This window comes from Sediminispirochaeta bajacaliforniensis DSM 16054 (assembly GCF_000378205.1).
GTDB classification, from domain to species: domain Bacteria; phylum Spirochaetota; class Spirochaetia; order DSM-16054; family Sediminispirochaetaceae; genus Sediminispirochaeta; species Sediminispirochaeta bajacaliforniensis.
The window spans coordinates 1-23,154 of the sequence record NZ_KB899430.1 but is presented as its reverse complement, the minus strand read 5'-3'; the positions used below and the strand labels follow the sequence as shown (position 1 = coordinate 23,154).

The 23,154-nt window shown below is 48.6% G+C and carries 17 protein-coding genes and 2 tRNA genes; 9 read left to right on the top strand and 10 right to left on the bottom strand.

Annotated elements, in window-relative coordinates; all coding sequences use genetic code 11:
* The first annotated feature begins 33 nt into the window (after positions 1-33).
* Positions 34-2,376: an endopeptidase La gene (lon, locus tag F459_RS0118965; RefSeq protein WP_020614284.1), complete on the top strand. Its 2,343-nt coding sequence runs from the start codon at positions 34-36 to the stop codon at positions 2,374-2,376.
* A gap of 8 nt (positions 2,377-2,384) precedes the next feature.
* Positions 2,385-3,599: a peptidase U32 family protein gene (locus F459_RS0118960; RefSeq protein WP_033302104.1), complete on the top strand. Its 1,215-nt coding sequence runs from the start codon at positions 2,385-2,387 to the stop codon at positions 3,597-3,599.
* 73 nt (positions 3,600-3,672) lie between these two features.
* On the opposite strand, the gene F459_RS0118955 is transcribed toward F459_RS0118960, so the two are convergent.
* Positions 3,673-5,190: a glycine hydroxymethyltransferase gene (locus tag F459_RS0118955; RefSeq protein WP_020614282.1), complete on the bottom strand. Its 1,518-nt coding sequence runs from the start codon at positions 5,188-5,190 to the stop codon at positions 3,673-3,675.
* A gap of 215 nt (positions 5,191-5,405) precedes the next feature.
* A complete protein-coding gene (locus F459_RS0118945) occupies positions 5,406-8,051 on the bottom strand; it encodes a valine--tRNA ligase (protein WP_020614280.1) in 2,646 nt (881 codons plus the stop codon).
* Between the two features lie 107 nt (positions 8,052-8,158).
* On the opposite strand from F459_RS0118945, the gene F459_RS0118940 reads away from it, so the two are divergent.
* Entirely contained in the window at positions 8,159-8,896 is a 738-nt protein-coding gene (locus F459_RS0118940) for a protein-L-isoaspartate O-methyltransferase family protein (RefSeq protein ID WP_020614279.1), read from the top strand.
* Positions 8,897-8,902: 6 nt separating this feature from the next.
* Here the strand turns inward: F459_RS0118940 and F459_RS0118935 are convergent, their stop codons facing one another.
* From F459_RS0118935 to F459_RS0118910, 6 genes are all read right to left on the bottom strand, one after another.
* The gene (locus F459_RS0118935; protein ID WP_020614278.1) at positions 8,903-10,138 is read right to left on the bottom strand and encodes a Crp/Fnr family transcriptional regulator; all 1,236 of its coding nucleotides are present in this window, start codon (positions 10,136-10,138) and stop codon (positions 8,903-8,905) included.
* A gap of 77 nt (positions 10,139-10,215) precedes the next feature.
* Complete coding sequence (locus F459_RS0118930) at positions 10,216-11,877, bottom strand: transglutaminase domain-containing protein (RefSeq protein WP_020614277.1); 1,662 nt, start codon at positions 11,875-11,877, stop codon at positions 10,216-10,218.
* Complete coding sequence (locus tag F459_RS0118925; protein ID WP_020614276.1) at positions 11,874-12,377, bottom strand: hypothetical protein; 504 nt, start codon at positions 12,375-12,377, stop codon at positions 11,874-11,876. The genes F459_RS0118930 and F459_RS0118925 overlap by 4 nt, the downstream gene beginning before the upstream one ends.
* On the bottom strand, positions 12,377-12,970 hold the full coding sequence (locus F459_RS0118920) for an anti-sigma factor family protein (protein WP_020614275.1): 594 nt from the start codon (positions 12,968-12,970) through the stop codon (positions 12,377-12,379). The genes F459_RS0118925 and F459_RS0118920 overlap by 1 nt, the downstream gene beginning before the upstream one ends.
* Positions 12,960-13,487 (bottom strand): RNA polymerase sigma factor, encoded by a 528-nt coding sequence (locus F459_RS0118915; protein WP_013254737.1) that lies wholly within the window; start codon positions 13,485-13,487, stop codon positions 12,960-12,962. Before F459_RS0118915 ends, F459_RS0118920 begins: the two co-directional genes overlap by 11 nt.
* A gap of 28 nt (positions 13,488-13,515) precedes the next feature.
* On the bottom strand, positions 13,516-14,940 hold the full coding sequence (locus F459_RS0118910; RefSeq protein ID WP_020614274.1) for a cysteine--tRNA ligase: 1,425 nt from the start codon (positions 14,938-14,940) through the stop codon (positions 13,516-13,518).
* A 56-nt stretch (positions 14,941-14,996) separates the two neighbouring features.
* Between F459_RS0118910 and murB the strand changes: the two genes are divergently transcribed.
* Positions 14,997-15,956, top strand: a complete 960-nt coding sequence (gene murB, locus F459_RS0118905) for a UDP-N-acetylmuramate dehydrogenase (protein WP_026295113.1) — start codon at positions 14,997-14,999, stop codon at positions 15,954-15,956.
* A complete protein-coding gene (gene mgtE, locus F459_RS0118900) occupies positions 15,953-17,299 on the top strand; it encodes a magnesium transporter (RefSeq protein WP_020614271.1) in 1,347 nt (448 codons plus the stop codon). The genes murB and mgtE overlap by 4 nt, the downstream gene beginning before the upstream one ends.
* 25 nt (positions 17,300-17,324) lie before the next feature.
* Here the strand turns inward: mgtE and F459_RS0118895 are convergent, their stop codons facing one another.
* A complete protein-coding gene (locus tag F459_RS0118895) occupies positions 17,325-18,689 on the bottom strand; it encodes a hypothetical protein (RefSeq protein WP_245540229.1) in 1,365 nt (454 codons plus the stop codon).
* A 116-nt stretch (positions 18,690-18,805) separates the two neighbouring features.
* On the opposite strand from F459_RS0118895, the gene F459_RS0118890 reads away from it, so the two are divergent.
* From F459_RS0118890 to F459_RS0118870, 4 genes are all read left to right on the top strand, one after another.
* Positions 18,806-20,146: an acetate kinase gene (locus F459_RS0118890; RefSeq protein ID WP_020614269.1), complete on the top strand. Its 1,341-nt coding sequence runs from the start codon at positions 18,806-18,808 to the stop codon at positions 20,144-20,146.
* Between the two features lie 422 nt (positions 20,147-20,568).
* Positions 20,569-20,642 (top strand) — tRNA-Asp (locus tag F459_RS0118880).
* 77 nt (positions 20,643-20,719) lie between these two features.
* A tRNA-Pro gene (locus tag F459_RS0118875) sits at positions 20,720-20,792 on the top strand.
* 136 nt (positions 20,793-20,928) lie between these two features.
* Positions 20,929-22,116, top strand: a complete 1,188-nt coding sequence (locus F459_RS0118870) for a tyrosine-type recombinase/integrase (protein ID WP_020614267.1) — start codon at positions 20,929-20,931, stop codon at positions 22,114-22,116.
* Between the two features lie 99 nt (positions 22,117-22,215).
* Here F459_RS0118870 and F459_RS0118865 read toward each other — a convergent pair whose 3' ends face one another.
* Entirely contained in the window at positions 22,216-22,608 is a 393-nt protein-coding gene (locus tag F459_RS0118865) for a hypothetical protein (RefSeq protein ID WP_154651741.1), read from the bottom strand.
* Positions 22,609-23,154 lie beyond the last annotated feature (546 nt).

Genomic DNA, 23,154 nt, shown 5'->3' with positions numbered 1-23,154 from the left:
TGTAGCGAGTGAGCAAGCAATAAGGGGGACAGCATGTCAGACAAGCAGATTATTCCCGCAGATCAGATACTTCCGAGCAGGCTTCATATCATTCCTCTCCAAGGCAAGCCTATTTTTCCCGGAATTTTTACTCCGCTGATGATTCAGGCGGTCGAAGAGATCCACGTTGTTGAAGAGGCTCTTAGTTCAGACAGTATGATCGGGTTGGTCTTGGTTCGCGATGAATCGGAAGAACGACAATTAATGGGCGACGATCTCTACCGAGTCGGTACCGTCGCAAAAATTGTAAAAAAAATTAATCTTCCCGACGGCGGTATCAATATTTTTATATCGACCTTAAAGCGATTTCGAATCAAGAAATTTCTTAATAATGAGACCCCTTTAAACGGTGCCGTCGATTATCTTGATGATGAAGACGATAGCGGCATTGAGGTAAAAGCCCTAACCCGTTCTCTTATCAGTGAGATGAAGCAGCTTTCGGAAAACAATCCCCTCTTTTCAGAGGAGATGCGCCTGAATATGGTCAATATCGACCATCCCGGAAAGATTGCGGATTTTATCACCAGTATTCTCAATATCGATCGGCAGGAACAGCAGAAGATCCTGGAAACCTTGAATGTACGTGAACGGATGGAACAGGTCCTTATGTTCATCAAGAAGGAACAGGAGCTGCTGCGTATCCAGAAGAAGATACAGAAGCAGATCAATGAAAAAATCGAGAAGAGTCAGCGGGAGTATTTTCTCAAAGAGGAATTGAAGGCTATCAAGCAGGAACTGGGAATTCCTACCGATTCGAAAAGCAGCGAATATAATCGCTTCAAAGAGGCAATAGATGCCCTTGATTTTGAGGGAGAGGTGAAGGAACAGGTAGAACAGGAGCTTGAAAAGTTCAGCATGATGGACCCCAACTCCAGTGAGTTTATTGTGACCAGAAACTACCTCGATACCATCGTCAACCTTCCCTGGAAACATGAGGTCGGCGAGGAACTTGACCTCGGTGAGGCAAAAAAGATCCTAGACCGGGATCATTACGGTCTGGAAGATGTCAAAAACAGGATTCTCGAGTTTCTTGCCGTCAGGAAACTGAAAAAGGACAGCAAGGGATCGATTATCTGCCTTGTCGGCGCCCCCGGTGTCGGTAAAACCTCGGTCGGAAAATCGATTGCCGATGCCCTCGGAAAGAAATTCTTCCGCTTTTCCGTTGGCGGTATGAGGGATGAGGCCGAAATAAAAGGGCATAGAAGGACCTATGTCGGCGCCATGCCTGGTAAAATCATTCAGGGATTAAAGATTGTGAAAACCGACAATCCGGTTTTTATGATCGATGAGATTGATAAGTTAGGGGCCAGCTATCAGGGAGACCCCTCTTCCGCCCTTCTTGAGGTGCTTGATCCGGAACAGAATGTAAATTTCAGGGATCACTACCTGGACCTTCCTTTTGACATCAGCAACATCTTTTTTATCGCAACGGCAAATTCTCTGGATACCATTCCACGGCCGCTTTTGGATCGTATGGAGGTCATCCATCTTTCCGGTTACATCAACGAAGAAAAGATGGCAATAGCAAGGCAGTACCTTATTCCCAAGAGCCTCGATCGTTCCGGCCTGAAAAAAAGCCAGATTCGTTACAGCAAAAGTACCCTGTCGGCAATTGCCGATCAGTATGCCAGGGAAGCGGGAATGCGTAATTTTGAAAAGGCCCTTGACCGCGTCCATCGGAAGATCGCTAAAAAGGTTGTCCTGGAAGAGCATGCACTGCCGATTTCGGTAAAACCCGAAGACCTTGAAGAGTATTTAGGCCCTCCGATTTTCCGGGAAGATGACGTAAAGAAGGTGACCAGAGCCGGCATGGCCATAGGACTTGCCTGGACCAATTTTGGTGGAGATACCCTTATCATCGAGGCTGTAAACAATCCCGGCAAAGAGGGATTTCGCCTTACCGGGCAAATGGGAAATGTAATGCAGGAATCAGCAAATATCGCCTATACCCATGTTCGGCACGTCGCGGAAAAATATGGTGTCGATGCCTCTTTTTTTGAGAAGAACATTATCCATCTCCATATTCCCGAAGGTGCTACACCAAAAGATGGGCCTTCTGCCGGCATCACCATGGCCATAACCCTTCTCAGCCTTGCCACCGGTAAGCAGATAAAAAAGAACCTTGCCATGACCGGAGAATTGAGCCTTGTCGGTAAGGTACTTCCCATCGGAGGTTTGAAGGAAAAGACCATTGCCGCCAGACGCAACAAGATTAAGCAGATCATCATTCCCAAGGCAAACGAACGGGATCTGAAAGAGATTCCCGACCATGTGAAAAAGGGAATAAGCTTTCACCCTGTGGAAACAATGGAAGAAGTGATCGAGTTGGCACTGTGAGAAGCAGCATGAAACCGATAGAGCTTCTTGCCCCGGCAGGTAACCTGGAAAAACTCCATTATGCCTATCGCTACGGGGCAGATGCGGTCTATGTCGGTCTTGACAAATTCTCGCTTCGGCAGAAGGCCGATAATTTTTCTGCCGAAGCGTTACAAAAAGCCGGCGAGATCAAAGGGGACAGAAAACTTTACTGCGCCGTCAATGCCCTTTTTCACCAGAAAGAGATAGCACGACTCGAAGAGAGCCTCGATGAAATCGGAACCTTTCCTTTCGACGCTTTTATTGTCAGCGATCTTGGCGCGGCGCGGCTGCTCAGAAGCCGATTTCCCGAAACCGAGCTTCATCTTTCAACCCAGGCAAGCTGTTTGAATGCGGAAGCCGTAAAGACATACCGGGAGCTCGGTTTTTCCAGGATTATTCTGGGGCGTGAGGTTCGGCTTGAGGAGATTGCCGATATAAAAGCGGCGGTTCCGGAAATGGAACTGGAGTGCTTTGTCCACGGGGCCATGTGCCTGGCCTACTCCGGCAGGTGTTTTCTTTCTGCCTACCTTGCAGATCGAAGCGGCAACGAGGGCTCCTGTGCCCATTCCTGCAGGTGGAACTGGCGGGTCCTGGAAGAGTCGCAACGGCCGGGGGAATATCTTCCAATCGTCGAAGACCCCGACGGGGGATACACCACCGTTCTTAGTTCCAAGGACCTTTGTATGATCGATTATGTGGCAGAGCTTCGCGATGCGGGCATCGACAGCCTCAAGATAGAGGGAAGAATGAAGAGTCTCTATTATACTGCGGTGGTGACCAGAGCCTATAGAAAGGCCATAGACTCATTGGAAAAGCCTGGTTCCGTAGATGATAAAAGCCTTGCGGCCTTTCGCGACGAACTCTTCCGGGTGAGTCACCGGGAGTATTCTACCGGCTTTTTCTTTTCCAAAAAGGATATCGAAACCCCGTGTATGGAAAGCTATCAGCGGGAATATCTCTTTCTGGGTACCGTTGGAGAGGAACTTGAACCCGGACACTTTCTTTTCAATCCCAAAAACCATGTCGAGGTGGGAATGACAATCGAATTCGTCGGTCCTGAGATTCCCTTTATAGAAGATGGGGCGTTTCTTCTTTATGATGATGAAGGCAACGAGCTTGCTTTTGCGGATCATGGGAATTCATACCGAATCTGTCCCTCGGTAGAGGTTGAACCCGGTTATATCGTGCGGGGAAAACTATAAGTGCAGTGCCCACCGACGGCGGGCACTGACTCTTGGATTGCGTTTATTCCAAAGCACCGGAAAGCCGGATGCATTAGGACAAAAACTCCGAAGCGAGAAAGGTCAGATCAATCTCCGGGTAAACGGGATAGCGCTCGAGAAGCGTATGCACCCTTTTCTTTGCGTTTTCCACAACCTCTTCTTCGATGCTGTATTTCGCCTTTGAAGCTTTGCCTGCGTTTTTACCGCTTTCGATAATCTGTGGCCTGGCTGCAGAAAGCACATCTTTGATAATCGAGGCAATCTCCTTCATCTCGGGTTCCCCCATTCCAAGGGTCGTTACCGCCGGGGTCCCTATCCTAAGACCGCTGGTATACCAAGGGCCGTTAGGATCGAAAGGAAGCGCATTACGGTTCAGGGTAATTCCGCATTCCCGGAGAACACTTTCAGCCTGCCGTCCGTTGATGCCGAAACCGGTCACATCGAGGAGAAGCAGATGGTTGTCGGTCCCTCCGGTAGCAACCTTCATTCCTTCCGAAAGGCAAGCTTCTGCAAGAGCCTTTGAATTCTCCACAACCTGTTTTGCATAGTTCTGAAATTCAGGCCGATTGGCCTCGGTAAAGGCAACAGCCTTTGCGGCAATAACATGGGGCAAGGGGCCGCCGATGACAAGGGGACATCCCTTGTCCACGTTTTCCGCATATTCTGCCTTGGAGAGAATCAAACCACCACGGGGCCCCCGTAGGGTTTTATGGGTGGTGCTGGTGACCACGTCGGCGAAAGCAACAGGGTTGTAGTCTCCTGTCATCACCTTACCGGCGACAAGCCCTGCAAAATGGGCCATATCAACCATGAGGACCGCCCCTACCTTATCGGCAATCTCACGCATATGGCGAAAATTAATCAGCCTCGGATAGGCGCTGTAGCCGGCCAGCAGAATCAACGGTTTTACTTTTTCCGCCATTTTCTCGATTTCATCGTAGTCAAGTAAGCCGGTTTCCCTATCGACACTGTAGCTATAGGCATCAAACATCTGCGCGGAGACATTGAAACGATAACCATGGGTAAGATGGCCGCCGGAATAGTAATCGAGACCAAGCAACCTCTGATTACCAAGCTCGACTCTTATCCTATCCCAATCTTCCCGAGAAAGATGTGCAGGATTGGTCTCTCCCATATCTTCGAGAATCGGGGCCTGAATTTTTGTTGTTAGTATGGCCCAGTAAGCGATTAAGTTGGCGTCGGCTCCACTATGTGGTTGGACATAGGCATGTTCGGCTCCGAAAAGTTTCTTGGCTTCTTCGACAGTGTAGCTTTCGATGGCATCCACATTGTCGCATCCTGCATAAAAACGATGGTATGCAAAGCCTTCGGCATATTTATCGGTCAAGAGATTTCCCATTGCCAGCTGGGTGGATAGGCTTGAGTAATTTTCGCTGGCAATCAGCTTAAGATTACTCCGTTGATCGGCCAGTTCCTGTACGATTGAAGCGGCGGTCTGGGGGGATACCTCCCAGACTTTTTCCAACGAAGCGACATATGCAAGAAATCCGGCGTCAATGGTTTCCGGATCACGGCCTTTGAGATATGCACTCAGTGCTTTGTTTCCCATCAGAAGCTCCTTGTGAAATTTGGATTTGCGCAATCTTTTGTCAGTAAAACAATGTATATGTAAAAAAAAACAGCGAACAATTCGCTTTTCATAAACAGTATATCGAAAAGAATTTTTCTGTTCAAGTCCCTTAGTCTGTACGAGCTGTCAAAAGCAAAAATGATTATCATATGCGATTAAAAAAGCCGTCGGTCCCTGTCCGACGGCTTTTTATGCTATCCTCGCAGATCGTGAAGATAACTTCTGATCTTTTTCGTACGGTCGGAAAACTCCTGAAGCTTCATCCTTTCTTTTTCGACAACATCGGCAGGCGCATTGGCAAGGAATTTTTCATTGGCAAGCTTCTTTTGGGTCGAAGATTCCAAGCCTTCGAGCTTTGCAAGCTCTTTTTCAAGTTTACCCAGCTCTTTTTCTACATCGATAGCACCACGAAGATCGACAAACACCTCAAAACCAACCCCTGCAGCGGGGATGGTACCACCGCTTTTGGGCCGGGCGTCGGAAAAAACGAGCTCTCCCGCACCGGTCAGACGGCGGACCAATTCTTCATGCTGGGTAAAAAAATCGGTGGCGAAAAAATCTTTATCCGTGCGAACATGGACATCGACCTTTTTTTCCGGAGAAACGGTAAATTCGCTGCGGACGGTCCTGGTAAAACGAATAAGCTCCTGGAGGGCCGAAAAACAGCGCGCCGTTTTTTCATCCCTGCGCGATTCTCTCCAGACGGGATAGGCGGCGGTAATGACATCGCCTTTTGTCCCCGGCAGTTTCTGATAGATTTCCTCGGTGATAAAACTGAGAAAGGGATGGGCAAGACGCATCGACTCTTCCAGCACCTGCATGAGAAGCGTCACTGCCCGGTTCTTTTCATCATCGTCATCACTGTAAAGGCTGAGTTTACTGGCCTCTATATACCAGTCGCAAAAATCGCTCCAGAAAAATTCGTATACGGCATTGGCAGCATCGTTAAATCGGTAACTCTCCATGGCCTTTGCCACGGCGGCTGAGGCCTCATTTAATCGGTGGAAAATCCAACGATCAAGAGGCTTTCGTTCAACACTTTCAGGATCTAAAAGTTCCCGTCCTTCCAGGTTCATCAGGAGAAAACGAGTGGCGTTCCATATTTTATTTGCGAACTTCGATCCGAATTTAAAATCATCTTTGGCAAGAAGAATATCCTGTCCCTGAGCGGCAAGGAAGGCAAGCGTGAATTTCATGGCGTCGGCACCGAACTCATCGATGATCTCCAAGGGGTCCATGCCGTTACCAAGGCTCTTGGACATCTTTCGTCCCTGTTTATCCCTCACAAGGCCCGTTATATAGATGTCGCGGAAAGGCACCTCACCGAGAAACTCAAGACTGGACATGATCATCCTTGCGACCCAGAAAAAGATGATGTCATAGCCTGTAACAAGGCTGCTGGTTGGAAAAAATCGTTTCAGATCCTCGCTTTTTTCCGGCCATCCGAGGGTTGAGAAAGGCCAAAGCCAACTGGAAAACCAGGTATCCAGTACATCCGGATCCTGTCGAAGCGAAGAAGAACCACAGGCACTGCAGCTCGAAGGATCTTCGCGGCAGACCATCATCTGGCCGCAGTCGTTACAGTACCAAACGGGAATACGATGTCCCCACCAAAGCTGGCGGCTTATACACCAGTCCCGAATGTTTTTCAGCCAGCTTGTATAGGTATTCTCCCATTTTTTCGGATAAAAGCGAACCTCATCCTTTTCCCAAGCTGCCAGTGCCTTATCCGCAAGGCTCTTCATGCGTACGAACCACTGCTCGCTCATATAGGGCTCGATGACGGTATCGCAACGATAGCAATGGCCGACCTGATGGAGGTGCTCCTTGTCTCCGATATAAACGCCCTCGGCCTTCAGTGCCTCGATGACCGCCTTTCTTGCGGTGCTCACGTCCATACCGCGAAAAGGCTCGGGAACGGCGTCCGACAGAAGCCCGTCCGGTGTAAGAATGTTGATTTTCTCAAGGTTGTGTCGTCCCGCAATTTCCCAGTCGTTTGGATCATGGGCCGGTGTGATCTTTACCGCACCACTGCCGAACTCCCGATCGACATAGGCATCGGCAATGACAGGAATCTCTCGGTTCGTAAGAGGAAGCTTCACCATTTTACCGACTATACTGCGGTAACGATCGTCTTCGGGATGAACAGCCACAGCGGTATCACCAAACATGGTTTCGGGACGAGTTGTTGCGATCTCCAGTTTACCACTGCCATCGGCAAGGGGGTAATAGTAGCGGTAGAGCCTTCCCGCAACCTCTTTGTGATCGACCTCATCGTCGGAGAGAGCTGTTCCACAACTGGGACACCAGTTTACAAGATAGTTTCCTCGATAGATCAGGCCCCGTTCATAGAGGCTAACGAACACCTCCCTGACAGCCTTACTCAGCCCCTCATCCAGGGTAAAGCGCTCTCTACTCCAATCGCAGGAAGCCCCAATTTTCTTGAGCTGGCGGATAATGACTGCATGGTGTTCCTCTTTTACCTTCCAGGTCTCCTCAAGAAACTTTTCCCGCCCCAATTCTCTACGGCTGGTTCCCTTTGCCCGCAGCCTTTTTTCCACGACATTTTGGGTGGCGATACCTGCATGATCGGTTCCCGGAAGCCAGAGGGTCGGTCTACCGGTCATGCGATAGTAACGGATCAGAATATCCTGAAGTGAATTATTCAAACCGTGTCCCATATGGAGGACACCGGTAACATTGGGAGGAGGTATGACAATGACAAAGGGTTTTCCATTTCCATCAGAAGGCTTAAACGCCCCTTCGTCCATCCAGTGTTGATAAATTCGTTCTTCAAACTCCTTCGGGTCATACGCCTTTGCAAGCTCAATCGCTTTCATCATACCTCTCCTTATCGGCGAACAGATTGCCAAAAATAGTAGCAGAATCACCGTCTATGGGCAACATGGTTTGTCACGGAGTCTGAGACTGATATATACTTGTCTTCATGAGTGAACTTCGTCGGACCAGCTTTCCTGTCTTTTTCGTTTTTGCACTATTGGTAGCTTCATTGTTTGTCACAAGCGGGCTGAGGGCCCAACAGCAGGAGGAAACGCACTCCCTTGTTGAATCTGTCAGGGAAAATCATTTTATCAGTGAGGCAATGGCTCGCGCCGTTGCTGCGGTTCCAAGAGGTCGCTTTTTCCCCGAAACCCTTGCCGCTTTTATCGATGAAGATCGCCCCCTTCCTGATTCAGATGCAGGGATCACTCCGGCCCCCTCTTTTGTTGCTGTGATTTTGGATCATTTGGAAATCGGCAAGGGGACGAGACTTCTGATCATAGGAAGAGGAGGTGGATATACGGCCGCCGTTGCAGCGACGCTGGGTGCCGATGTGCTGTTGATCGAAGAAAGCAAAGGTGCGGCACGTTATCGTGCAATTCTGAATGAACTGGAACTTCCCGTTACCGTTATTGAGGGAAGCTGGAACGACGAAGCCGTACAAAATCGTCTTAACCGTGAGAAGGGAAAATTCGATGCCCTTTTTGTTCATGCCGGGGTTGATCATATCCCTGAACAGATGTCGTCTCTTCTTGCTCCAAAGGGGGCGGCGGCCTTTCCCCTTAACGACAACGACGGCATGCAGAATTGCATTATCTACAAAAAAGAGGAGACAGACTTCTCTATCGAGCATGTGCCGCAAACCATTTTTGAGACGCTGGAAAATCCATGGGCGCTTTTATAAGCGCTCTTAGCGGTTGAGCACGCTCCCGCGCTTTCTTGCCCTGGCGATTATTTCCATCTTACGATAGTACTTTGCCTGTTTTTCGATCTCTTCGATGTCGGTAATGTGAATCTTATTATCGATGATTTTCAGTCGCTGGTTGCTGAAAAGTTGTTTTACAATTTGATTGCCTTCTCCCTTGCTGAGACCGACCATGTTGACAAGTTCTTTGGGACCAAAATCAAAGGTATATGCCTTATTGCTGATCGGGATCCGAAGTTTTTCCAGCTGGATCGAAAGGGCGTCGTACATCCGCCCCATGGGATCGGAAATCTGGGTATTGGCAAGCTGTTTGTAGATAAACCAAATCCGTTCGGAAAGAAGTTGCGTCAGGCGGGTAATCAACTGAGGCTGACTGGCAACCATGCGTTTGAAGTTGGCCTTGTTAACGGCAAGAAGAACCGCCTCTTCGTGGGCGATGGCTGAAGCACTTCGGGGTTTATTTTCCAAGAGGCTCATCTCACCGAAAATATCTCCCGGCTTCAAGAGAGCAAGCATCACCTCATTGTTGTTGACGATCTTGGTTATCTTTACGCTTCCCTTCTGGATAATATAGAGCTCTTTCCCCGGCTGCCCCTCCGAAAAGATCATCGTCTCTTTTGGATATGTCCGGTTGAACTCGTCGGTACTTCCGTCGAGATATACAGCCTTTGCGTAGGGATGAATTTTCGCCATCCGCTCCTTTGCAACCCGTATGTTCTCTCCGGTCGGACAGTACTTTATGTATTGATGATAGGCATAATAGGCCTGATTATAACTACTTTGTTTTGCATAGTACTCGGCAACCTCAAAAAGGTGCTTTTCGTTGTCAAGACCGCTGTTTCCTTTGAGCGTAAGGCGTGCAAGTGCTTCGTCGAGATAGCGCATCTTTTTGCTGAATTGCTGGATGATTTTCATCGCCACCGGAGTATTTCGCTCAATGAGAAGGCCATACTGATCGCGATGTACCTGAATGAGCATAACATCGCTTAAAGCACGTGCCGTCTCTATGTGGCTATGGCTGGACATTGTCGAAACAACCCCGAAGAAATCTCCCGGATGAAGAAGATTCCCCCCTTCCTCCTCGACAACCTCAATCTCTTTACTGATCCGAACGGTTCCGGACCTGATGATATAGAAATAGTCGGCCTTCTGTTTGCCTTCGACAATGATATAAGAGTCTTTCTTAAAATTAACCAACGAAAGCTGTAACGGATTATTCATACACTTCCCGGTTCATCTGGTTAGAGTCAAGTATAGGATTGCGAACGTTCATTTGTCAATGACGGGAGCACCTTTCGCTACCACCAACCCACTACTTCCATATCTTTCCACACCGCACGGTAACTTTCAATACTTCTGCTGTACTCTTCATGTATGGATTGTAGAGAATAGTTACGTTCATAGCGAACGACTCGTGCCTGAGGATCTGCAGGACGTAGTTCGATGATACCCCTCGAAAGATCGATATGCTGATTATCCAGGTTCCCGAAGTAATAGTCACGAGGATTATCTATCAAGACGACCTCTCCGCTCTGCATGCCGTCCCCAAGAGCAGGATCGACAGGAACCCAGCCAAACTTCTCAAGATAAAATTCGGCCCAATAATGGCGACGGCTTTTTTTATCCCCATAAACAATAAAACCTGCGACAGGTCTTGCCGGAATTCCGGCGGCACGACAAAGGGTCACATAGGCCATGGCGTAGTCGTAGGAATCGCCTCTCCCCTGTTCAAATGCATCGCGTACATTTTTGGCGGGGGCACGAGAGTACGTAAGCTTTTCCAGAAGATAGTCATACAGGGCTCGGGCCGCTGCCCAGGGCGAAGCCGCCCTTCTTGCCTGTCTGGATGCCGCCGAGGTAAAAAACTCATCATCTGCGGGTATTATGACATTTGAAGCGGTGTACCGACGAAACAGCGAACTTTCTCTATCGTATTTTGCCACCGATCGCTCATGTATATCGGTTTCGATGCTGTAGCGATCGAACCAATAGGTCTGTTCAAGTCGGTACGTGGTCCAGGGATCAAAATCGGAAAGGTGATAGCGCATCACCCCCCGATAGTCCCTCCACAACGGTTCCGGTTCATGGATCCCTTCGATTCCCCGTTGGGCACAGGATTTACTGATGGCGGGGACCCAGATCTCCATGGAAGCCTGACCAGATGATCTGACCTGGCTAATTTCAACCCCGTAAGCAACCTGATATCCCTTCATCCTGGGATATCGCTTTGTTCCTACGGGATTAGTTACCTCAAAGTAAACGCTATTGCTCTCCCCTCGGTCCGTTGTTACCACAACCCCACCGGGGGATGCCCCATCTGGTACCCTGACCCGAAGTTCCTGATCATTCCAGGAAAGATAATCAAAATCGATGGAAGAGCAGGCAATAGTGGTATCGGTACGTTCCTCTTCCCGCTTCTCATTTTCGGCACCGCTAAAAAACTGAAAAAGGACCTCGCCTTCCTGCCTTTCAAAACCGAAATTCATGCCGCGGATGGTAATTTCAGTTCCCACCGGTCCGGTTTCCGGTGAAATGGAATCGATATAGGGAACTCCTGGTTCCACCGGCCCCTCAAGGACAAGGGGAATATGGCTCTTGTTGGTAAAAAGCAAACCATTACTAGCACCCTTATTATTCTTTACAAAAACTCGTCCCGAACCTACATCTTCCGGAACGATCAGAGTGATCTGATTTACACTCCAGCTTTTGTAGGCAGAACGAGTGGGACGTATTCCCGCAATGATCACCTCGCTGTCCCGGTCGAAGTTCCCGAAATGGGATCCGGAAATGGTCAGCAGGGCCCCGGGAAGGGCTGCAGCGGGTTCGATGCTCTCTATTATCGGTTTTACGGAGCTATGTAGATAGACCTGAAGGAAAAGGGCTATCAAAGCCAGCAAAACTACAACGGGAAGTAATGCGGAATGAAAAATCAAGTGGTGTGCGTTTTTTTTGAAGTTCATGGTGTATAAGGTACTACGCTAATCTCCAATTGTATGGTGTATATATTCTGTTTTTGATCCATGGCTCTGCCCAACGGGAAAAAAATAACCGGTTCTCCGGGTCTGACGGGCAGGCTCTTCATTGTGCTGTAATATCTCACCCCGGATAATGCCTCTGACTGGGCCCAAACCTCTCCCTTTGCCACGAGTAAAATGGTCCTGTCTTCGTTCATATAAGGGATAATATCGGCAAAGATAATAACATTTTCCCCGGTCAGTTTCACCTGTACCGCCCGACCGCTGATGGTAACCTTTTTACTTTCGGTATGCCACACATTCTTGTTGTTTGGTTCGCTGACGCTGGCGGCAATATAAACGGAAAGGGCATTTTCCTGGAGATAATGGAGCAACTCCCCCGGGCCCTCAGGACCGGGAGCCTGATTTTCCTGGGCAAAACCTGGTACAAGGAACGATAACATCGAGAAAATGACAAGGTTCAGAGTCGTTACCCTGGCAACCATCACCTTGATTCGCCCCCTCGATAATCAGCAGCCCTCAGCAACTGAGGTTCTCCATGAACGGTAAAATTCGATTTCCGAGGAAGTTCTATCCTGACTTCAATAGACCCGCCGCTGTTTTCAAGCAGATCGAAAATCTGCTGTACATTTGGGTTCTCCGACATGGAGGGTGCAGACGACGATGTCAATGTTTCAAGTCCCTGAGAATAGGCCTTTTCATCGGCAATTGGCATGCCCGTTTCTCCGGTCCCCGAGGGCATAATCCCTCGAATAAAAACAAATCCAGAAAGAAAAACTAAACAAAATAAGGCCGCCATGGCCACCGGTGCGGGAATGGAAAAGCGCCTGTTCCAGAATCCTCGCTCGGAACCGGGCAACAGGAGATGGTCCAAACGAGCGGCAACCCTCCTCTCTACCCCATCGATTGCCTCGGGGCGAAGTTCGGCGGCTGAGAGATCGGCCGAAAGCTTTTGAAAGCGAGAGACTCGTAAACGGCACTGCTCACACTGTGCTATATGAGCCTCGACCTTCTCTTTCCAATGGGCGTCAAGCTCACCATCAACATAAGAAGATAGAATCTGATCATCAACGCACATCAACATCTTCCCCCTGAATCAGTGTCTCCAGCTGTAAACGGGCACGATGTACCCGAACCTTTACATTTCCTTCACTTATCCTCAGGACCCTTCCGATTTCCTGGTAATTCAGACCCGCATACTCCTTCAAAATCAACACTGACCGGTATTTTTCCGGCAGCTGTTCCAGTGCTTCTTGTACGATTCGTACCGTTTCCTTTTCAATGAGCAGATCCTCGCCTGAAGCCTCTATTCTCTCCGGCTCCTGTTTGATTTTATCCATGGCCCGATACTCGGTAACCTTTCTCTTCCGATAGTTGAAGGAAAGATTCTTTACCACTCGGATCAACCAGTACAGAGCCTGATCTTCAGAGGGAAACGAGAATGGTCTGTTATAAAATCGAATAAAGGCTTCCTGACAAATATCCTCCGCCGCATCCATATCGAGCGTGATATGATACGCAACTTTCAGCAGGGTCGAAAAAGATTTCGTATAGAATTTTCTGAACGAATCCCCGCCCTTTTCCGGTACGCTCATAGGTTAAACAACTCTGCCGGCCCTGCCGTTACAGCGTTCGGCTCCATTTCGTGCCGTTTGGGGTATCTTTTATGCTGATTCCCCTGGCAGAAAGCTTATCACGTATTTCATCGGCGAGGCGAAAATCTTTCCGGCTGCGCGCTGCGTTTCGCTGCTTGATAAGCTCTTCTATTTCTCCGTCTTTCGAGCTGTCGATAGCGTACTGCGGAAGGGCAAGAAGATTCAGGCCGAGGACCCGATCCATGGCCGACACAACGGAGAGTTTCTCTCCCGGTTGAAGTTCGGACTTAAGGAGCTGCCATAATTCAGCAAGGGCCTTAGGCATGTTCATATCCTGCCCAACGGCAGCCTCAAAGCGTTCGAGGATCTTCGACCCGGCAGCAGAGGGAGGCAGTACTATCGCCTCCTTCCAGCGATCGCCAAGCCCCTCTCTTAATGCGGCAATTCTTGAAACAAGGCGCTCTCGTGCACTTTTTGCAGCATCGAGACTCTCAAAAGAGAACTGTAATTGGCTTCGATAATGGCCTCCAAGGCAAAAATAGCGGTAATCAAGGGGATGATAGCCCTTATCGACCAGGGATTGCAGGGTAAGAAAGTTGCCGGCTGACTTTGCCATCTTTCCCTTGTTCATAAGGAGAAATTCACCATGGACCCAGTATTGCACCCATTGCTTGCCCGTTGCGGCCTCTGCCTGGGCAATTTCATTTGTGTGATGAACGGGTATATGGTCGACACCTCCGCAATGGATATCGAACTGCTCTCCAAGATAGCGGATACTCATTGCGCTGCATTCGATGTGCCAGCCGGGATAGCCTTTCCCCCAGGGACTGTCCCACAACATCGCATGGTTTTCAAATTTGGAATTGGTGAACCATAAGACAAAATCATGGGGATTTCGTTTATTGGAATCAACCTCAATCCGTGCACCCGCCTGTAAATCCTGCCGGTCGAGAAGTGCCAAACGACCGTAATCGGGAAATGTGTCGATGCTGAAGTAGACATTGCCCCCGGCCTGATAGGTGTGGCCTCCCTCTTCAAGTCGTTTGATAAGGGCGATCATATCATCGATATGTTCGGTGGCCCGCGGCGCAATCGTCGGTCTGATGATATTGAGCCGATCGGTATCGCGAAAAAAGGCATCGGTATAATACTTTGCGATTTCCCAGACGCTTTTCCCGCTTTCACGGGAACTCTTCTCCATCTTATCTTCGCCCTCATCGGCGTCGTCGGTAAGATGGCCCACATCGGTGATGTTCATGACATGTTCGACCTTAAAGCCTGCATATTCGAACACACGGCGGAGAACATCCTCAAATACATAGGTGCGTAGATTCCCGATATGCGCAAAGTTATACACCGTGGGGCCACAGGTATACATCTTTACAAGCCCATCTTCGATCGGTTTGAATTCCTGAACCTCTCTTCCCATGGTGTTGTAAAGTAAGATCTTCACCCTTGGTTCCCCCTTCCCGGTAGCGTAAAACCCGCATTCCGAGATATGATGTCTACGTGAAAACTAATGTACGGAATATCCTGAAAAAGATCAACAACAGCAGCTTTCACGGCATAGTCTCTCTTGACGAGAAGATGTCGAAACATACCACCTTCAAGGTGGGAGGGGCCGCAGATCTTTATCTCAAACCGACGGACGAGACGTCGCTCCTTCAGATCGCAACGGTATTGCGGGAACAGGACCTTGTCGGCAGTCAGGGTTTTCCTCTCTTTTTCCTTGGCGGCGGAGCGAATATTGTAGTATCGGATAAGGGAATCCGGGGAATCGTTATCGACCTTACCGGGCTGAGAGAATATAGGGTTGAGACCGGCGGCATACACACAGGAAGCGGGATGCCGGTAGATCTTTTTGCCGAAAAGGCTGCGGAGGCGGGACTTTCCGGTGCGGAATTCCTTGCCGGTATGCCGGGAAGCGTGGGAGGAGCGGTCTGGATGAATGCGCGATGCTATGGCTCCTCGATTTCCGATATTCTCTGCTCTGTTCGGTACCTCGACCTTTCTTCCATTCCGACGATCTGCGAATACCAGATCGAACAGGAGGATTTCGGCTATAAACGAAGCCCTTTTCAGAAAAAAAATGATTACGTTATTCTTTCTGCACGTTTCAAACTCTACTCAGAGAACGATCTTACGATTTATCGCAGAATGGAGGAATACCGGGCGGATCGCAGGCAAAAGGGGCATTACCGGTTTCCGTCTGCCGGTTCGGTATTTAAAAACGATCATGCCTTTGGGGCGCCTACAGGGCGGCTTTTGGACACATTAGGTCTTCGGGGGAAAAAAGTCGGAGATGCGGCGGTCTCCGATTTTCATGCGAATATTATTGTCAACCTCGGAGCCGCAACCGCTATGGATATCTATACCTTGACCGAAATGTGCCGCACCACGGCTAAGAGCGAACTTGGTATTGATCTCGAACCGGAAATCCGCTTTATCGGAGATTGGAGTGACACATGACAGATCCCATTGCATACTACCGGGAATATCGCCCCATGATGGACAACCAGCAGGTAAAGGAGCTTTTTAGCGATTTTTCCTTTGACCAGCTTTTGGATGTTTGGAGATCTCTCTCCGATGATGAGGCAACGGATATTTTTCTCCATCTATCTCCCGAGGTAAAACTAGATCTTATTACGGAACTGGAGATTGAAGATCAGGAAAAAATCATCGGCAAACTTTCCGCTCAGGGAAAACGTAGTCTTTTCCAAGCAATGGAGCCGGACGATCTTGTCGATATTGTTCAGTCGGTTAGCAAGGAAGTGCGCAGGACCGTTTGGGAGAACCTTGATGACGAGTCTAAGAGGGAGACTCTCTTTTTGCTGCGTTTCGATGAGGACGATGCGGCCGGTTTGATGACCCCCAGGTATCTAGCCGTACGATCCGACATCAATGTAGGGCATGCCTTGGCCTTTATTCGGGCAAACAGCGCCAAGGTCGAACTCCTTTTTGATATCTATGTTCTTGATGAATTACAGCGCCTTGATGGTGTTGTATCGGTAAAGGATATTCTTTCGGCCTCGGACGAAACCAAGGTTTCGGAAATCATGAATCAGCGAGTCATCTCGGTCCTCGACTCTACGGACCAGGAGGAGGTTGCCCGTACGCTGGAGACCCATGATCTCGTTTCAATCCCCGTTGTCGACCAGGAAAACATCCTTCTCGGTGTCATTACATTCGATGACGTGATGGACGTCATCAGGGAAGAACAGACTGAGGATGTTTACCGAATGGGCGCCATGTCAGGTGAGGCCGATGCCTACATGAACAGCAGCATATGGCGTTTGGTGAAGAAACGCGTGCCATGGCTGATCATCCTGCTCCTTCTGGGGACCGTAACGACCAACGTTCTTCATCATTATGAATCGATCTTCCTCGGTGCGGCCTTTCTTTTTATGTTTATGCCGGTCATTACCCAGACAGGAGGTAATTCGGGAAGTCAAAGCGCGACTCTTATGATTCGAGGTTTGGCCACTGGGGAAATAGTGTTTAGAGATATCGGGAAGATTCTTTTTCGGGAACTTCTTGTCGGCCTCTTTATGGGCGGCATTACCGGCTTGGTTATCCTGCTGCGAAGCTACTTTCTTCCCCCCGGGATCGATATTTATGCAGCCTTCGTCGTCGGCATTTCCCTCGCGTTGGTGGTCTTTATCTCGAATTTGATTGGAACCCTTGCCCCCTTGCTGATCCACCGCATGGGCTTTGACCCGACGGTGATGTCGGCCCCCTTAATGGCGACACTCATTGATGTGGCCGGTATCACCATCTATTTCGAAACGGCCAGAAGACTTTTGAGCCTGTAAGAAAAACGTAATCGGAAGGTGAATTTTACAGACTGTAGCGCCATTCGAGTCTCCACGACTTTTTTTCGCCGCCGTCGAATCTGAACGATGCTGTGCCTCCCGCAAGGGGGAGCATGATGGTAAAGCGCCAAAGAAGGGCATCGAAACCATCGATGCTCGAATAATCCTGCCGCAATTGTGTGGAAAGTGAGACATCATTCCGGGATACTTCCATTTCAAACGTCGCCTGCCCTTCTTCGTTTTTTACTATTCGTTGCTCTTTTGTTTCCCGTATCCAGGTGGCGGAGAGTTCACTATCACATGAAAATATAAAGCGATCCAATGCGATCTCTTCGCTGTCGATAGAAGTCTTGAGTTCGGTATTCTGTTTCCATGAGCCAAAGGAATCGACACTGACGTTTTCGGTAAGGGAGCAGGAAGTTGTGATGGCCTCCCATTGCTTTTTGAGTCCTATCGCACGTTCGATTTTCATGGGAACGACTTCTCCTCCCTGGATAGGGGAACGGGCCTGTTTACGACGGAATCGGCCTTCGAGGCTAAGTATTCGTTCCTTACCAAGCGTTGCATCCACTGCAAAAACCGAAAATGCAGGTAGTAGATCTCCTTTTGCATCGATAAATCGGGATGATCTGCAGCCGAAAAAAGAGGAGCAACTCCATGACTTCGCCCGTATCCTGCTGCGCCCTCTGCCGTACCATCCTCTATCCGATGTAGGTGTAGAAGCGTTCCACAGTTCCATTCCCAATTCGATTGAGGTGGATGATGAACTGGAGCCTTGCCAGCTGCTTACCATCTCCGTTCCGGCTATCTGCCAAAAGCTTCCGGGAAACGGTACAGGTTCAACAAACCAAGAGGCTTGTCCCAAAGCAGATTCTGATGCTAAAGATCGAAGCAGGAAACACTGCGGATGGAATAGGATCTGCGCATTACCGGGAGCGTTTACTTTGATTCGTTGCTCCAAGCCGAGGGTGATACGCTTTTCATCATTAAAATAGAGAAGCGAAACGGCTTGGAACGGGAAAAGGATCGCACCATAATGGCCTCCAGGGGAAAGGGAGCTGTTTTGGATCAACGAATATGGTTCGGAAAAGTGATCGGAATCCGCGCCTTGAGCCAAGGGAGCACGAAGTAGCGACAGGGTACCAGCTGGTTTCATTCTGCCGATAAAAAGCAGCGGACTTACGAACCACCAGTCAAAATTTATGTCACTTTGTTTATCCTCTGGTTTCGACAATAGAACTCCGCCCCTCATCAAGCTTGATGAGAAGTCGTTCCGAACAAGAACCCCCTTATCGTTAAGACGTACTACCTGCGATGTCTCTCCCCTCAGCGGCAGCCCCGACATCGCCGCGAAAAGCAGGAGACTGATACAAGATACTTTTTTTTCCACACATACTATTACAAGAAAACTGACCTGAGTAATTTTGCCAATTATTGCAATTTTCTTTTTTACATGTGAAAATAATAACGACAAATCAATTCTTGTAACAAGCACTGGAGGAAAGTGTGGTTATTCTAACACTCAACTGCGGGAGTTCGTCCGCAAAGTATCAGGTCTATGATTGGGAAAATAAAGAGGTTCTAGGTGTTGGTTTAGTAGAGCGAATCGGACAGGATATGTCGAATCTGGAACATAAGGTCCAGGGGAAAGAGGAGTATACGGCCGAAAAACATTGCTCAAACCATAAGGAAGCCATCGAATGGGTTATCAGCATTATCCTCGATAAGGAAAAGGGATGCGTATCTGATGTCCAGGACATTAAGGCAGTCGGACACAGGGTCCTCCATGGGGGCGAACTAATCAAAAAGTCCGTCATCGTGGATGAGACAGCCCTTAAGCAGTTTGAGACACTCATTCCTCTGGGCCCCTTGCATAACCCGGCAAATATTCAGGGAATCAGAGCCGCCATGCAGGTCCTGCCTTCTGTTCCCCATTGTGCCGTCATGGATACAGCCTGGCATCAAACCATGCCGTCGAAGGCCTTTATGTATGCGCTGCCTTATGAATGGTACAAAAAGTACAATGTGCGACGTTACGGCTTTCATGGGACCTCATATGTCTATACTTCGAAACGGGCCGCCGTACTTCTCGGAAAAAAGCCGTCGGAAACAAATCTTGTTATCGCCCACATTGGAAATGGTGCCTCCATGTGTGCCGTAAGAGAGGGGTGCTGTTATGACACCAGCATGGGCTTGACTCCTCTTGAGGGTTTGGTTATGGGGACTCGCTGCGGAGATATCGATCCTGCAATTCTGCCGTATATGATGGAGCAGGCACATATCTCTCCCAAAGAGATGGATACCATCATCAATAAAAAAAGCGGTGTTCTCGGTGTAACAGAGAAATTCATTGACCGCCGTGATGTCTATGCCGGCCATCTGAAAGGAGATGAACGCTGTACCTTGGCGCTGGAGATGGAAACCTACCGTATGAAGAAGTATATCGGTTCGTACATAGCCGCCCTTGGCAAGATTGACGCACTGGTTTTTACCGCCGGCGTCGGGGAGATGAACCCTCTTTACAGGGCCATGGCTGTGGAAGGTCTTGAGGGTCTCGGCATCAAGCTTGATCCTGAAAAGAATACGGCAAGTGTCACTCGAAATGCCGAAACCTGCATAAGCGCTGAGGATTCTTCCGTTAAGATTTTCGTCATTCCTACCGATGAAGAGCTGGTTATGACCGAAGATACCTATGCGCTGATGAACGGCAGCTACGATGTCCATACTAATTATCACTACTCCTTTGAAGAGCCTGCTTATGAAAACAAAGACAGAGCCCGACGCTTTAAACAGGATGTCCTGAAGCATCCGGAACTTGAAGCCATTAAGGCAATCCCGCAAGGCTGAACCATCATCCCCGGCTGCAAATAAAAATTTCAGCCGGGCTTTCTTGTTGTCATATATTGGGTAAAAGGTACTGTATGCGAAAACGTATTTTGTTCATTGGTAATATGATTGCTATAGTCATACTCGTGTCGTACATTTTGATCATTCCCCGGGCACTGTCATATATAGTCTCCGCTGTTGCTGGAATTCCGACAAAATATGCAGGTTCTTCTGCTATTGGGATTATTGGCGGCTCCGATGGGCCAACCGCTATTTTTTTGACAAGCCGATCAGCTATAAGTCCAATGGTATGGTTTATTGCTCCACTGGTACTTATCATACTGCTTTTGATCTGCAACAGCATATTCATAGCAAGGCGTCATCGATGACTCCTTCCTGTTGACACAATGATCGCATTTGAGTATAGTTGCCCCACTTGTTTAGGGGGCGTGGCGAAGTTGGTTATCGCGCCGGCCTGTCAAGCCGGAGATCGCGGGTTCAATCCCCGTCGCTCCCGTAATGATTGTTTTTCCACGTAGCCGGCTTTTCTTATTCGTGGACATCAGTGCTGCGTGAAAAACAATTACCGGAATACGGGCTGTAGCGCAGGGGCTAGCGCGCTTGGTTCGGGACCAAGAAGTCGGCGGTTCAAATCCGCCCAGCCCGATTGCCTAACTTGTTATCATGTAATGAGTTAGGCGTTTTTATTGGTAGCTAAGAAATGCCTGTTTTTAGCCAAACGTTAATAAAACGTCATTAAACGTTAATACCAGCGTTTTGACGTGAATCACGGGAGGCTTTTCATGGCAACTGATTTCTACCATCTTTTCAAGCGAAAATATCAAAACAAAGCAGGCAGAGAGTACTTCTACTGGTGGTATTGGTGGTACGATCCCGATACCGGCCGACAGCTTCAGAAGCCCGCAGGACGGGCCGAATCCGTCAGGAAACATGCTCAGGAATATATCAACAATCTCCCTATCCCAAGCGGCAAAGCCGACACCGTTCGTGCTGTTGCAGAGGGGATGTTTGAGGCGGGCTCCCCTTACCTTCTCCGACGTGAAGCCAAGGGCTCGGGGATGAAAGAAGGCACCCTCAGAGCTTACTCAGGCTTCGTCAGGAACCACATTGTCAAAGACTGGGGAAATACACCACTTAACCAGATAGAAGGCGCTGACATCGAAGATTGGCTCATGGAGAAGCCTTTTTCAAACTCCACACGGAACAGCATCATTGATTGTTGGAACCTCATTTTCCGGGAGGCAAAACGGTCTAATCAGATCCGACGGATCCCCACGATAGAGAGGTTTGCACGGAATTCAAGGCGATATGACACCTTCCGGGATGATGAGCTGTTCGCTCTATTCCCGGAGAAGCGCGAAGACCTTATTGCCTTGTACAGTGATCCTGAAAACGACTACTACGAAGAGATTGAGTACTACGGGCTCATGTTCGCTGTGATGCTGCTTACGACGGTTTCCGGGGGCTTACGCTCCGGGGAGATACGTGCGCTTTGTATGGATCAGGTATTCATCAATCAATCTGGTATCGTGGTCAGCAAGGCTCTGGACAGCAACAATAATGTAACGCTTCCGAAGAAAGGGAAAGACGATAATCCGAAGTGGCGGGCTGTGCTGCTGCCGGAAAGAGCGGTCCAGGCCCTCTCATGGTGGCTTGAGGTTGCCCCACCCTCCGGGATTCTGTTCAAGTACGTTGATAAGCCGGTTGGCCGCAATCTGCTTCTTGATCGGCTCAAGCTCGGGATGGAGCGCGTAGGGATCAAGCAGGAGGGGCGGAAGCTGAAGGTGCACTCTCTCAGGTACACCTACAACACGAGAATGGAGACTTTGCTTTCAGAGGAACGGCTATTGCAGTTCATGGGGCATGAGTCGAGGCAGATGACACTCCACTACTCCCGGCCGTATTGGCAGGAGCGGCTTGTTGCGTATGGAGGCGACAAGGAGAAGGTTGAGCAGTTCTGGAAGTGGTGAGTAGTATCCCCCTTTATAGGCCGTGATTACGACAATAGCTTTTCCCAAGACGGTGGCGTACGTAACATGTACGCCATCGCTATTTAATCATTTGAATAGCTAAAATGAATAATGTAAGTACATCGGTATATGGGCTTTATTATCGTTCGTATATGTTTGAGTGAGATCACCATCATCGTACACGTTTATTGTCATTTCCCCCTCTCCACTTTGGGTAATTTTTAGATACGCGATATCGCCACTTTGCATAGATAAATATAATCTATAGGGCATACTTCTTTCTTCCTTATAGTTATAAAAAATTTGGTGAGCGTATTTTATTTTGTCTTCTCGAAACATAAAATTGGTATTATCATTGAGGATACTGTTCCTTTTATTCTTTTCTTCCTCTTGATCATCAATTGTCTTTATCGCATATTCTGCAATAACTATTGAATCACCCAAAAACTCAATAACTACTGTGTGGTAAGGATTAAGAACTACATCAACCATCGATTGCATTATAGGGGAACAGCTGCTAAGTAAGATAAGCAATAAGCATATTCCAGCAATATATCCAGTTCGTTGCTTTATATTTCTACATGTGATACGAGAATCTATCTTAAAGTTTTTCTTAAATTGCATCGAACAACTCCTTTATGTGTCGCTATGTTGAAATCGATTCATAGTGTTTTGCTTAATATATGAAAGCAAGACAAAATATAGCATGTATATATACTTGAATGAAACGTGATTTTTATTTTCTTAGATAACTGTCGCCACCGGAGGTAAATTGCAGGAAAACACCGGAATGAAATTGCAGACTCCGGCTTGAAAAAAAGGGCGGTACCGCCTTGTAATGGTTGTAGCCAAACAATCATAAAAACAAGGAGTACGCCCTACAATGCTGGAGTTACTGATGCATGAAGCACAGATGTTGAAACGACAGGGCAAGAAGATCAGAGAAATCGCTGAATCCCTCGGAAAAAGTGAACGCATGGTTCACTACTATCTGACGGAGCCCTCACGACCACGTAAAAAACGGAACTATCCGAGCAA